Below are 12,528 nucleotides of genomic sequence, written 5' to 3'. Positions count from 1 at the left end.
TTCTCAACTCCGTTGACCGGCGGCCCATGCCGCGCCTAGTCTGACAGGCACACCCCTTGGGAGGAGGGCCAGTGCCAATCCGTATTTCATTCGTCGCCCTGTGCGTTGCCCTGTGGGCCATGCCCGCCTCTGCGCAGGACAATACCGTAACTCTTGCCGTTCCGGAAAGCGTGGCCAACGCCGGTCTGTGGACCTACGTGCTGCCGCGCTTCACGCTCAAAACCCGTGTGCGCGTCACGCTGGATCCTTCCGGCGCGCTTGCGCTGGACGAAGCCGCAGATGGCCCCGCTGCCCTTGTTGCCGGCGACACGGTTTTGCGCCTGTCGGAACCCGGCAGCGAAGCTGCGACCCGCTTTGCCGATTGGCTCACTTCTGACGTGGGGCGCAACACGATCGACAGCTATGCAGAGGCCGCGGGTGAACCTGCCTTCGCCGCCCCCGATGCGGCGGCCATTCAACGCAAAGCCGTTGCGTATGAGGGCGATGCGGTTGCGGGTGAAGACCTGTCGCTTACCCATTGTGGGCGCTGCCATGTCGTCAACGACCGCAACCGTATGAACGGGCTTGGCTCTACCCCGTCGTTCGGGATGTTGCGATCCATGGCCGACTGGGCGCGCCGCTTCGAAGGGTTCTTTGCACTCAATCCGCACGGCGCATTCACCCAGATCACCGATGTGACTGCCCCGTTCCCGATTGACCGCCCCTCGCCCATCGCGCCGGTGGAAATCACGCTGGACGAGCTGGACGCGATCCTTGCCTTTGTACAGCAGATGCCCCCCGCCGATCTGGGTGCCCCGATCCGACATCAGTGATCCTTGCGCCCCGACGGGCCAAAATCGCCGCGTTCTTGAAGATAGTCATCCGTGGTGCGCGTCTTGCGCGGCCCGCCCATGGCAAACGGGTTATCAGACCGGCCAAACTGCGCCTTTACGCGGCAATCGTCGCACATCTGGATCATCCGCGCCGCATCGCTGCTGCCGAACATGGCATGCTTGCCAGCCAACTTTTCGGTGATCTTCTCTATCGTGGATTTCACCCCGAACAGCGACCCGCACTCAACACAGGCGAACGGCTCTTCCTCGTTCAATACTTGCTGGCCCAACGCCGCATCGCTCAAATCAAAGCGTGGCTCAAGCGTGATGGCCTGCTCCGGGCAGATCGTCCGACAAATCCCGCATTGCAAACAGGCGTCTTCCTGAAACCGCAACTCGGGCCGGTCAGGGTTATCGATCAGCGCCCCTGAAGGGCAAAGCGACACGCAAGACAAGCACAGTGTGCAAGACTCGGTATCGACCAGAACCGCCCCGTAAGGCGCCCCGTCGGGCAGTGGGATCGGGGCCACGGCATCCGGGTTCAGCGCTTTTGCCGACAACCGTGCCACTTGCCGCCGCGCGCCCATTGGCAGAACCGGTTCGGACACGACGGCCGTAACGTCAGCCCCATACAGCAATTCGGGCAACAGATCGGGGTCCGCCACATCCAGCAATCGCACGCGGCCCGGCCCGGCAATCGCCTGTGCCAACACCAATTCACCGTCCAACGCATCACGCTCTGTGCGCGGGGCAAGTAGCACGTCTACGGCGGCAAATCCGCTTGCCAGCCCGGCCAGCATCTCGGCATGGCCGAAACCAGAAATCACATCCAATTCCATCGGGATCACATCGGCCGGCAATCCGCGCCCGAACCGCGCAGCAAGACGAATCATCTCGGCCCCGTGGTCACGATCATGCACCAGCAGCCGTGGCGCTTTGCCGCCCGCTTCGGTGAACACGCGCGCAAGCACCTCCATCCGGCGCATCACATGCCCGACCGTCGGCGCGTCATAGGAAATCGCACCAGATGGGCACAGCGCAGAACAGGCCCCACACCCGGCACACACCATCGGGTCGATCATCACATGGTCGCCATCCGGCACAATCGCCCCTGTGGGACACACGTCCAGACACCGCGTACATCCCACCTGACCCGCACGCGAATGGGCGCACAGCTGCTCTTCCATTCGAACGTAGAGCGGCTTTTCAAAGGTGCCGACAAGCTGCGTGGCTTCCATCAAAAGCCGGGCCACAGCCAAAGGATCGGCCGGATCAGCCCGCAGATACCCTTCGCGCTTTTCCGGCGCGGGCACGAAAGACACGCCGCCGGTCAGATCGATCAAAACATCACACTCGGAGGTGCCGCCGTCACGCGGCGCACCGAACCCGAACGCACCGCGCCCACCCGGCTCGAGTTGGCGCAGCGCGTCGATGGTCACACGGAAGCCGCCAAGCGCGCCAGTGACCCGCTTGAGCCGACCGGAAATCACATCCAAACCGCGATCCAACGGCGGTTCTGCATCGTCGGTGATCAACACGGTGACGGCCAAAGCGTCAGACACCTGCGCCGCCGCTGCCAAAGCCACCTCGCCGGGGCCGACGATCATGCACACGCCTTCGGACACCACATCAACGGTCCGCGCTTCGGATGTCTGCAACAACGCCTCTGCCGCCAGTGCCGCCATCTTTGGGCCGGCCTTCTTGCCCTCGTCCGACCATCCGGCCCGATCGCGCAAGTCAACAAACCCCGGCGCAGGAACACCCAACTCGGTGGCCAGATCTTCGAACCGCGCGCGCTCTTGCTGGCAGGCGATAATCGCCTCGCCCGCGCCGATTTCTTCAGCGGCCGACTGCAACCCCGTGGTGCACAGCGCCGTATGAACCCGTGAACACGGGATACCCGCCGCAGCCGAAACCGTATCGGCAGCGATGCTCTGACTGCCTTCGCAAGAACACAGGACAAGACGCTTATTCATGAAATTCCCCCCGAAACCGGGCTGTGTTGGCCCCGTCAGTGCGCCACCTATTCACAAACCGGCGGGACGGTAAAGCCTGCCGGCGCATTGGCACCCAAGCCATACTCAGATCGTCCCAATTTTTGGTCATAAAAGCTTGCCAAAGCGATAGGTGCTGTAGACAATAACGGTCAACCCGAATTACGGTATACATTAGTCGACTCGCAAGCGGAGAGAACACTTGCAAAACAGCGGCGCGATCCATCGCACCATTCCCATCGGTCTGATTGTCCGGCGTACGCCCGGCGTCACTCGCTGGGCCAAATGGGCTTGGCGTGCTGTTGGCGTGCTGCCCGGTGCCGCACCGGCCGACTGGGTGGAACTGCGCCGCGATGGGGACGCGGTGGAATATCACGCAGCGACACGCCCCTTGACCGTCTGGGCCGCCGAAACAGAAGCCTACCGCGTGACCTTGGCTGACCATCCGCCCAGCGTTTGGGCCGTACTGCGCCCAACCAACCACATTGATGACATTCCGTTTGACGTGCACGTCATCACGGCCTCCCCGTTCGAGGCACAGGATTACGCCGATAGCGGCGAAGAACTTGTTGAAAAGATCACCATGCCCGCTGGCCTTGCCGCCTGGGTTCAGGAATTCACCGACAGCCACCACGAAGAAGACCCCTTCGTGAAGAGGCGCCGGAACAAGCACCGCACGGATCAGGTCGAAGACGGGCGCGGCGATGCCCGGATCAAGCAAACCACCGATGTCTATCGCACCCCGATGAGCGCCCGAAAGGCGCGAACGTCATGACACGGGGCAAGCCGTCAGATTTCTGGTCCCGCCGCAAGGCGCGTGTGGCCGAGGCGGAACGCGCCGAAGTGGCCGCGCGCACGGACCTGACCGAAGCAGAAGACCACGCCCGGATTGAGGCCCTTCCCGACGACGAGGCGCTGGCAGAGTTGAACCTGCCCGACCCGGACACCCTGAAGATGGGTGATGATTTTACTGGCTTCATGCGGCGCGCAGTTCCAGAACGCCTACGTCGTCGCGCGTTGCGCCAGCTTTGGACGTCAAATCCAGTGCTTGCCTGTGTTGACGGCCTCAATGACTATGATGACGACTATAGAATAGTCGAAGTGTCAGGCGCGAATATGAAAACCGCCTATCAAGTCGGGCGCGGCTTCGTTCAGAAGGTGCTTGAGCCCGAACCGGACACGCCCAAGGCAGACGATCTGCAACCGGACGACGCGACAGAAACGCCTGAAGACGCCCTTGTCCATGCGCCCGAAGCCACGCAAGAGCCTGCGCAAGTGTCCGACACGCGTCATACGCATGTCATGCTCGAGTCTGACACACCCGAACCGGCCTTCGTGGCCCCGCGCCGGCGAATGCGTTTTGCCTTTGAAGATGCGCAAGGACCCAACCCGCAGGACACGACAACATGAGTGCAGACACCCTTATCGCCATTGCCGACGAAGACCGTCTGCGCGCTGACCTATACGGCTTCTTGTCAGCTCTGCTTGCCGGGCCGCCGGATCGCACGCTGCTGGAACAGACCGCAGCATTGCAAGGTGGCGACGATGACATGGGCACAGCGATTGCCGGTCTGGCCAATGTGGCCCGCGTGACCACCGCCAAAGGCGCCGATCGCGAGTTCACAAAACTTTTCATCGGTTTGGGCCGTGGCGAACTGCTCCCCTATGCCAGCTATTACCTGACTGGGTTTCTCAATGAGAAACCACTGGCAAGCTTGCGGCGGGACATGGCCGCGCAGGGGATCACCCGCGCGCCCAACGTCTTCGAACCCGAAGACAACATCGCATCGCTTCTGGAAATGATGGGTGGGATGATCCTCGGCAATTTTGGCGAACCTGCGACACTAGATACCCAGCGCACCTTTTGGAACCGTCACATCGGCCCTTGGGCCGGTCACTTCTTTTCGGATCTGGAAAGCGCCAAAAACTCAGTACTTTACGGCTCAGTCGGTGCTATTGGAAAGCTCTTCATGGACATCGAACGCGAGGCGTTTCGTCTGGGGACCCCCGACTAGAACTGTAATGGATTTTCAACAACCGATGTGTCATCGTATACCTATCGCTGCCTTCGCGCAGCTTCGTGAAGGGAGGACAACATGAGCGACACCCCGAAAGACGGCGCAAGCCGCCGCGATTTTCTGAAACTGGCTTCTGTCTCTGCTCCGGCGGCCGTAGCTGCGGCAAGCCTTGGCGCAACTCAAGTCGATGCTGCGGCCCCGGCTGCGCCAACTGGCGAAGCCCGCCTGCAAGACACCGCCCACACCCGCGCTTATCTCGACAGCGCCCGGTTCTAATCGGGCCTTCGCGCTTTTGATGGTCAGGGCCAAACCCAAAGACCGTTTAATATCAACAACCCAGCACGCAGGGCAGCGCCCCGCCAGCCAGGGAGGCAAGACATGCTAAAGAAAAAGACGAACGCGGCTCCGCGCTCCGCACAAAGAACCGGCCTGTTGTCAGATATGGCCCGCACGTCCGTTGACCGTCGCGCGTTTTTGCGTGGGTCCGGGCTGGCCATTGGCGGCCTTGCCGCGATCGGTGCGACAGGCGGGACAGTGACGCGGGCAAACGCCCAAACGGCCGCTGCAAGTGCTGTTCAAACTGTAAAATCTGTCTGCACGCACTGTTCGGTCGGCTGTACAGTCGTCGCCGAAGTCAGTGACGGTGTCTGGATTGGGCAAGAGCCCGGTTGGGACAGCCCGTTCAACCTTGGCGCCCATTGCGCCAAAGGGGCTGCGGTTCGTGAACACGCCCATGGTGAGCGTCGCCTGAAGTACCCGATGAAGAAAGAAAACGGGGAATGGGTGCGCCTGAGCTGGGAACAGGCCATCAACGAGATTGGCGACCAGATGATGCAGATCCGCGATGAAAGCGGTCCTGACAGCGTCTATTGGCTGGGTTCGGCCAAGCACAACAACGAACAGGCGTACATGTTCCGCAAATTTGCTGCCTACTGGGGCACAAACAACGTGGATCACCAGGCGCGCATCTGTCACTCCACCACCGTTGCCGGCGTTGCGAATACATGGGGCTACGGCGCCATGACCAACAGCTACAACGACATCCACAAGTCGCGGGCGATCTTCATCATCGGCGGCAACCCGGCCGAAGCGCACCCTGTGTCCCTGCTGCACGTTCTGCGCGCCAAGGAACAGAACAACGCACCGGTCATCGTGTGCGATCCACGCTTTACACGCACAGCGGCCCATGCAGATGAATATGTGCGGTTCCGGCCCGGCAGTGACGTTGCACTGGTATGGGGTATCCTGTGGCACATCTTTGAGAACGGTTGGGAGGACAAAGAGTTCATCCGCACCCGCGTTTGGGGCATGGACCAGATCAAGGCCGAAGTCGCCAAATGGACACCTGAAGAAGTCGAGCGCGTCACCGGCGCGCCAGGGTCCCAGCTTGAGCGCGTGGCACGGACGTTGGCCAACAACCGTCCCGGTACCGTGATCTGGTGCATGGGCGGCACGCAACACACCAACGGCAACAACAACACCCGCGCCTATTGCATTCTTCAGCTTGCCTTGGGCAACATGGGCACTGCAGGCGGCGGCACCAACATTTTCCGCGGCCACGACAACGTTCAGGGCGCGACGGACCTTGGTGTTCTGGCCGATACGCTGCCGGGCTATTATGGTCTGTCCGCAGGATCGTGGGCCCACTGGGCGCGCGTCTGGGAAGAGGATCTGGATTGGCTCAAGGGCCGGTTTGACACCATGGAAGGCGCAGGCCCCGATGGGGAAGACCGCGCGATGATGAACTTCACCGGTATTCCGGTGTCGCGCTGGATCGACGGCGTTCTGGAAGACAAGGAAAACCTTGATCAGCCGAATCCGACCCGCGCCATGGTTCTTTGGGGTCACGCCCCGAACAGCCAAACACGCCAGAAGGAAATGAAGACGGCGATGGAAAAGCTCGACCTGATGGTCGTCGTGGATCCCTACCCGACAGTTTCCGCAGTCCTGCAAGACCGCACCGATGGTGTATACCTTCTGCCGGCCTGTACGCAGTTTGAAACTTACGGCTCTGTAACCGCGTCCAACCGTTCGCTGCAGTGGCGCGAAAAGATCGTCGATCCGCTGTTCGAATCTCTGCCGGACCACACAATCCTGCACAAGTTTGCGACAAAGTTTGGCTTTGCTGACCGCATGTTCCGCAACATTGAGGTCAATGGCGAAGAGCCTCTGATCGAAGACATCACCCGTGAATTCAACAAGGGTATGTGGACCATCGGCTATACCGGCCAGTCGCCAGAGCGGATGCGTCTGCACATGGAAAACCAGCACACGTTCGACCGCACATCGCTGCGGGCGATTGGTGGTCCAGCCGACGGTGATTACTACGGTATGCCATGGCCCGCATGGGGCACTGCCGAGATGAATCACCCCGGCACTGCCAATCTTTACGACATGTCGTTGCCCGTTGCCGAAGGCGGCCTGACATTCCGCGCCCGGTTCGGTGTGGAACGCGATGGCGACAACTTGCTGGCTGACGGCGTTTACTCGGTAGGGTCCGAAATTCAGGACGGGTATCCTGAGTTCACCATGCAGATGCTGATTGATCTGGGGTGGGATGGTGACCTGACAGCGACTGAACGCGCCACAATCGAATGGGTTGCAGGGTTCCGCGACATGCGTCCTGGCACTGAAGAGGTTGGCGAGACATCCCAACAGGGCGAGTTGCCTTCGGATTATGCGTCAAAGGTTGGCGGCGTAAACTGGAAGACCGACCTGTCGGGCGGCATCCAGCGCGTCGCGATCAAGCATGGCTGCGCCCCGTTCGGCAACGCCAAGGCCCGCGCCGTTGTGTGGACCTTCCCGGATCCCGTCCCGCTGCATCGCGAACCGCTTTACAGCAACCGGCGCGACCTTGTGGCGGACTATCCGACCTATGAAGACAAGAAGTTCTGGCGCGTCCCGACGATGTATTCGTCGATCCAACAGAACGACTTTTCTGAAGAGTATCCGATCATCCTTACATCCGGCCGCTTGGTCGAATACGAGGGCGGCGGTGACGAAACGCGGTCGAACCCATGGCTGGCCGAGCTTCAGCAGGACATGTTCGTCGAAATCAACACCCGCGACGCCAACGATCTCGGCATTCGGGACGGCGCGCAGGTTTGGGTCGAAGGGCCAGAGGGCGGCAAAGTCAAAGTCATGGCGATGGTGACAAACCGCGTCGGCACAGGCGTTGCCTTCATGCCCTTCCACTTCGGCGGGCACATGGAGGGTGTAGACCTTCGGGACAAGTACCCCGACGGTGCGGACCCCTACGTTCTTGGCGAATCAACCAACACCGCACAAACCTATGGCTATGACAGCGTGACCCAGATGCAGGAGACCAAGGCCACTCTCTGCAAAATCTGGGCAGCGTAAGGGAGGAAACATCTATGGCACGAGCAAAGTTTCTTTGCGACGCTGAACGCTGCATCGAATGCAACGCCTGCGTCACGGCATGTAAGAACGAACACGAGGTGCCTTGGGGCATCAACCGCCGCCGCGTTGTCACCATCGGTGACGGCGATCCGGGCGAACGGTCCATCTCGGTGGCGTGCATGCACTGTTCTGACGCGCCGTGTATGGCCGTTTGTCCCGTGGACTGCTTCTACCAGACCGAAGACGGTGTGGTTCTGCACTCCAAGGATCTGTGCATCGGCTGCGGCTACTGCTTCTATGCATGCCCCTTCGGCGCGCCGCAGTACCCGCAAGCGGGCAATTTCGGATCGCGCGGCAAGATGGACAAATGCACGTTCTGCGCCGGCGGCCCAGAAGAGAACAATTCCAACGCGGAATTCTCGAAATACGGCCGCAACCGGATTGCAGAAGGCAAGCTGCCAATCTGCGCCGAAATGTGTTCAACCAAGGCGCTTTTGGCCGGTGACGGCGATGTCGTCTCGGGCATCTACCGTGAACGCGTCGTTGCGCGCGGCTTTGGTTCCGGCGCATGGGGCTGGGGCACAGCATACGACCAAAAAGGCGGCTAATACTGCCCGCCGTTTGACATGCGGGCGGCCTTTTCCAAGGCCGCCCCTTTTCGTTTTTACAACCGACAGGGAATGACCCAATGCCACTGCGACATCTTCTTGCCCTGTTCCTGACTGGCTTTCTCGCCACGCAGGCCATCGGACAAGACACACCCGAGGCCGACGCAGCCATCCCGCGGGCCGAAACCGGCGGCGCCTCCACACTGGAGGACATTCTTCGTCGGCAACAAGGATTGCCGGTCGATGATGAGTTCCGGCAGGTCTTCGGCGATGAAGACGCCCCACCGGGAGCCGCCGCACCCCAGTTGTCGCCCCTTGGCGGTCAATCTGATTCCGACCTCTGGCGGGCGCTTCGGTTTGACAAGGCCGACATCACAACACAGGCGCGCGGCCCTGCGACGAATGTGCTTGTACAAGACAGTGGCATGACCTGGTTGCAATTCCGCGAGGGTCCTTTGGCGAAATACGGCGCGTGGCTGTTGGGCGGCACGCTTGTTGCTTTGGCGCTGTTTTACCTTTTGCGGGGTCGCATTCGCATCGATGGCGAAAAGACCGGGCGCAAGCTTTTGCGATTTGGCGGCATTGAACGCTTCGGTCACTGGATTCTGGCCGGGTCTTTCATTGTTCTTGGAATCACCGGCCTAATTTCGCTTTTCGGGCGCACTGTCTTGATCCCCGCTTTTGGCAAAGAAAGCTTTGCAACGCTCGCGATTGGCAGCAAATGGGTGCACAACAACGTGTCATGGGCCTTTATGCTGGGCCTTGTGATGGTCATCATCATGTGGACCGTGCACAACATACCCAACCGACACGACCTGAAATGGCTTGCGGTTGGCGGTGGGCTGTTTTCCAAGGATATTCACCCACCGGCGCGCAAGTTCAACGCAGGCCAAAAGATGATCTTTTGGGGTGTTGTCGTGCTGGGTGTTTCGATTTCTGTCTCGGGCCTGTCCCTGCTGTTTCCGTTCCAGATGCCGATGTTTGCCAAAACCTTTGCGATCCTGAACGATCTTGGGCTGCCCCAGATGGTCGGGTTTGGCGCTTTGCCGACTGACCTTGCCCCGCATCAGGAAATGCAACTTTCGCAAGCCTGGCACGCGATTGTAGCGTTTTTGTTCATGGCGATGATCCTGGCGCATATTTATCTCGGCTCTGTCGGGATGGAGGGCGCGTTTGATGCCATGGGTGATGGCCATGTGGAGGAGCAATGGGCAAAGGAACATCACGGCCTTTGGGTCAAAGAGATGGAAGAGCGCGCGGCCGCCACATCAGGCAAGGCACCGGCGACACCCGCGGAATGATCCGCATCTGCATCGCCGCGCTGGGATTTCTTAGCGCGGCGGGCACATCCAGCGCGGATGAATTTTTCACGCTCAAAGGGCACGGCGGACCGGTCATGTCACTTGCCGTGGCTCCGGATACCGGGCAAATCGCATCGGCAAGTTTTGACAATGCGGTCGGGCTTTGGCAGTCACGCATCCCACGTTGGTTTGACGGGCACCGCGCCGCTGTGAACGCTGTTGCGTTCGCCGGTCCTGACAGACTTGTCTCTGGCGGCGACGATTTCCGCGTTCTGCTGTGGAGCGCTGAGGACGGAACCCCAAAAGAACTTGTTCAGCATCAAGGCAAGGTTGCAGGGCTTGCCGTTTCACCGGACGGGAATTTGGTCGCCTCGGCCAGTTGGGATGGCACCATCGGACTGACCGATTTGCGCAACGGGGAAAGCCACTTGCTGAAAGGGCATGAAGCTGGGGTCAACGCCGTGGCTTTCGCAACAAATGGCGCGCTTTATTCTGCCTCTGCCGACGGGACGCTGCGGCTTTGGGATACAGCATCGGGCAGCGAAAAACGGTTGGTCCTGAGACATGGCTTCGGGATCAACCGGCTGGCATTGAACCGCGATGAGGGGTGGCTTGCCTATGGCGCCGTGGACGGCGTCACCCGTGTGCTTGATCTGGAAACGGATCAGCAGATCGCTGATTTCACACTCGACCGTCGCCCCATCCTCGCCATGAGCTTCAACCCGGCCACCGCTCGTCTCGCTGTCGGAGATGGCGAAGGATACATCATGGTTGTGGATACGGATATTTGGAAAATCGTCCGCGATTTTCGCGCTACGGGTCGCGGCCCTGTCTGGGCATTGGCCTTTTCCCCCGACGGCAGCAACATTCACGCAGCCGGGCTTGATCCGGTTGTGTATTCTTGGCCGCTGGAAACCCTTGATGCGCATGAGCCAATGACCGGCGCGGACCGCCCTTATTTGCGCGATCCAGCTCAGATGGAAAACGGCGAGCGGCAATTCGCAAGAAAATGTTCCATCTGTCACAGCCTGACGCCCGGCAGCGCGCGCCGGGCCGGACCAACGCTTCATGGGCTGTTTGGCCGTGCCTCTGGCAGCGTGCCGGACTATAGCTATTCTGAAACCCTGCAACGCGGTGATATTGTTTGGTCCGAGACGACAATTGATGCCTTGTTCGATGAGGGCCCGGACCACTATATTCCGGGCAGCAAGATGCCGATGCAGCGGATCGCCGCGCAGACGGATCGGGCAGACTTGATCGATTACCTGCGCCGCGCCACTGCTTCAAACGGAGATGAGTAATGAAAGCGATGTTCTTGGCCTTTGTTGCCACCGGCGTAATTGCCGTCGCTGCCGATTACGGCCTGCACCGTGCCGGGTTTTCGGCTGCGGATCAGACAAGCGGCAGCAATGTGCGGCTGGACTAAACCGGCGGCCCCCCGCCGACCGCATTGGCATGGGCGCACCACATGGCAGACATACGCCCAGCACGTGTGGTGACACAGTCTTGTTTGTGGTAGCTGCGCGCAAACGAGGGGATTCCCCTTGCGCAAAACGCCCGAAAGGCCGCACCCAATGCAACAACTTACTGCCTATGCCCAAAATGTCGTGGCAGATATTTCGAATCGGTATGGCGTCAGCCAGGATGCCGTGATCACCCTGCTGGTCGCCGTTAACAATGGTGGCGGAACACAGGCGCAATTTTCCCATCCTGAACTTGGCGGAATGGGCCAATGGTCTTCCGGTGGAATGACCATGGTTGGCGATATGTTCAACAACGGTCTGAAATACACCGTGTCGAATATCTGTGGCGAACTGTCCAGCCAACTGGCGCAAAACCAAATGTTCCCGCCCGCACCGCAGCCGAAATTTGCGCCGTCCTCAAGCCAATCGCAAAGCCAGTCTTCGGGCGGCTATGGCGGAACAAGCTTCAGTGTCCAGGGTGGTTTTGGCGGCGGATCGTCCTGGCCTGCGGAATTGGGCTCGCCATCGTCCACCGGGTCGCAAAACAACCTGCGCTATGCTGTTTTCCCGCAAACACGCCGGTTGGCGATCGACATGAACGGTCAAATCACCGTTTATGACATTGGGGATCATAACATTGGCGGCTTCTCGCAGCAGCAGGGCGGCGATCAGTCGATCACCTTCACCAGCCAGTATGGAACGGTTCGCGTGGCCGACCTGCCCGTGGTTCCCATGGACGGCAACTCAGATCAGCAAGCCCCCGCGCCTGCGCCAGAGTTCATTCCACAGGAAGAGCCCTCACAGGCGCCCGGACCCGCACAAAACAGCGGCCCATCCATGAGCAGCGACGAGGTCTTTTCGCTGATCGAGAAACTGGCTGATCTGCATTCCAAAGGCATCCTGAGCGACGCTGATTATGAGTCCAAGAAGGCGGAGCTTCTTTCGCGTCTTTGACCCGGAAAACCACCTTCG

General features: G+C 60.3%; 12 protein-coding genes. 11 read left to right on the top strand and 1 reads right to left on the bottom strand.

Annotated features, from left to right (window positions below; translation table 11 throughout):
- Positions 1 to 71 precede the first annotated feature (71 nt).
- The gene (locus E2L05_RS04695) at positions 72 to 812 is read left to right on the top strand and encodes a c-type cytochrome (protein WP_243721869.1); all 741 of its coding nucleotides are present in this window, start codon (positions 72 to 74) and stop codon (positions 810 to 812) included.
- Here E2L05_RS04695 and E2L05_RS04690 read toward each other — a convergent pair.
- Positions 806 to 2,788: a 4Fe-4S binding protein gene (locus E2L05_RS04690; RefSeq protein WP_133341733.1), complete on the bottom strand. Its 1,983-nt coding sequence runs from the start codon at positions 2,786 to 2,788 to the stop codon at positions 806 to 808. The two genes, E2L05_RS04695 and E2L05_RS04690, sit on opposite strands and share 7 nt — an antisense overlap.
- A gap of 220 nt (positions 2,789 to 3,008) precedes the next feature.
- Here E2L05_RS04690 and E2L05_RS04685 point away from each other — a divergent pair, with 220 nt between their 5' ends.
- From E2L05_RS04685 to E2L05_RS04645, 10 genes are all read left to right on the top strand, one after another.
- Entirely contained in the window at positions 3,009 to 3,581 is a 573-nt protein-coding gene (locus E2L05_RS04685) for a DUF3305 domain-containing protein (RefSeq protein ID WP_243721868.1), read from the top strand.
- Positions 3,578 to 4,216, top strand: coding sequence for a DUF3306 domain-containing protein (locus tag E2L05_RS04680; RefSeq protein WP_133341732.1), 639 nt, complete (start codon positions 3,578 to 3,580; stop codon positions 4,214 to 4,216). Before E2L05_RS04685 ends, E2L05_RS04680 begins: the two co-directional genes overlap by 4 nt.
- Positions 4,213 to 4,821, top strand: coding sequence for a TorD/DmsD family molecular chaperone (locus E2L05_RS04675; protein ID WP_133341731.1), 609 nt, complete (start codon positions 4,213 to 4,215; stop codon positions 4,819 to 4,821). The genes E2L05_RS04680 and E2L05_RS04675 overlap by 4 nt, the downstream gene beginning before the upstream one ends.
- Positions 4,822 to 4,902: 81 nt before the next feature.
- Entirely contained in the window at positions 4,903 to 5,100 is a 198-nt protein-coding gene (locus tag E2L05_RS04670; protein ID WP_133341730.1) for a twin-arginine translocation pathway signal protein, read from the top strand.
- A 102-nt stretch (positions 5,101 to 5,202) separates the two neighbouring features.
- Positions 5,203 to 8,184 (top strand): formate dehydrogenase subunit alpha, encoded by a 2,982-nt coding sequence (locus tag E2L05_RS04665; RefSeq protein WP_133341729.1) that lies wholly within the window; start codon positions 5,203 to 5,205, stop codon positions 8,182 to 8,184.
- Between the two features lie 14 nt (positions 8,185 to 8,198).
- Entirely contained in the window at positions 8,199 to 8,792 is a 594-nt protein-coding gene (gene fdh3B / locus E2L05_RS04660) for a formate dehydrogenase FDH3 subunit beta (protein WP_133341728.1), read from the top strand.
- 80 nt (positions 8,793 to 8,872) lie between these two features.
- Positions 8,873 to 10,093 (top strand): formate dehydrogenase subunit gamma, encoded by a 1,221-nt coding sequence (locus E2L05_RS04655; RefSeq protein WP_133341727.1) that lies wholly within the window; start codon positions 8,873 to 8,875, stop codon positions 10,091 to 10,093.
- Positions 10,090 to 11,394, top strand: a complete 1,305-nt coding sequence (locus E2L05_RS04650; RefSeq protein WP_133341726.1) for a c-type cytochrome — start codon at positions 10,090 to 10,092, stop codon at positions 11,392 to 11,394. The genes E2L05_RS04655 and E2L05_RS04650 overlap by 4 nt, the downstream gene beginning before the upstream one ends.
- On the top strand, positions 11,394 to 11,519 hold the full coding sequence (locus E2L05_RS21245) for a hypothetical protein (RefSeq protein WP_279512625.1): 126 nt from the start codon (positions 11,394 to 11,396) through the stop codon (positions 11,517 to 11,519). The genes E2L05_RS04650 and E2L05_RS21245 overlap by 1 nt, the downstream gene beginning before the upstream one ends.
- A gap of 148 nt (positions 11,520 to 11,667) precedes the next feature.
- Positions 11,668 to 12,510 carry an SHOCT domain-containing protein gene (locus E2L05_RS04645; RefSeq protein WP_133341725.1) on the top strand — a complete coding sequence of 281 codons (843 nt, stop codon included), beginning with the start codon at positions 11,668 to 11,670 and terminating at the stop codon, positions 12,508 to 12,510.
- The last annotated feature ends 18 nt before the right edge of the window (positions 12,511 to 12,528 follow it).

Source organism: Meridianimarinicoccus aquatilis (assembly GCF_004358675.1).
GTDB lineage: Bacteria > Pseudomonadota > Alphaproteobacteria > Rhodobacterales > Rhodobacteraceae > Meridianimarinicoccus > Meridianimarinicoccus aquatilis.
This window is presented reverse-complemented; position numbering and strand designations above follow the sequence as displayed.

Coding starts and splice junctions, on each gene's coding strand:
- E2L05_RS04690 (WP_133341733.1), bottom strand. CDS start 2,788: ATGAATAAGCGTCTTGTCCTGTGTTCTTGCGAAGGCAGTCAGAGCATC.
- E2L05_RS04680 (WP_133341732.1), top strand. CDS start 3,578: ATGACACGGGGCAAGCCGTCAGATTTCTGGTCCCGCCGCAAGGCGCGT.
- E2L05_RS04675 (WP_133341731.1), top strand. CDS start 4,213: ATGAGTGCAGACACCCTTATCGCCATTGCCGACGAAGACCGTCTGCGC.
- E2L05_RS04670 (WP_133341730.1), top strand. CDS start 4,903: ATGAGCGACACCCCGAAAGACGGCGCAAGCCGCCGCGATTTTCTGAAA.
- E2L05_RS04665 (WP_133341729.1), top strand. CDS start 5,203: ATGCTAAAGAAAAAGACGAACGCGGCTCCGCGCTCCGCACAAAGAACC.
- fdh3B (WP_133341728.1), top strand. CDS start 8,199: ATGGCACGAGCAAAGTTTCTTTGCGACGCTGAACGCTGCATCGAATGC.
- E2L05_RS04655 (WP_133341727.1), top strand. CDS start 8,873: ATGCCACTGCGACATCTTCTTGCCCTGTTCCTGACTGGCTTTCTCGCC.
- E2L05_RS04650 (WP_133341726.1), top strand. CDS start 10,090: ATGATCCGCATCTGCATCGCCGCGCTGGGATTTCTTAGCGCGGCGGGC.
- E2L05_RS21245 (WP_279512625.1), top strand. CDS start 11,394: ATGAAAGCGATGTTCTTGGCCTTTGTTGCCACCGGCGTAATTGCCGTC.
- E2L05_RS04645 (WP_133341725.1), top strand. CDS start 11,668: ATGCAACAACTTACTGCCTATGCCCAAAATGTCGTGGCAGATATTTCG.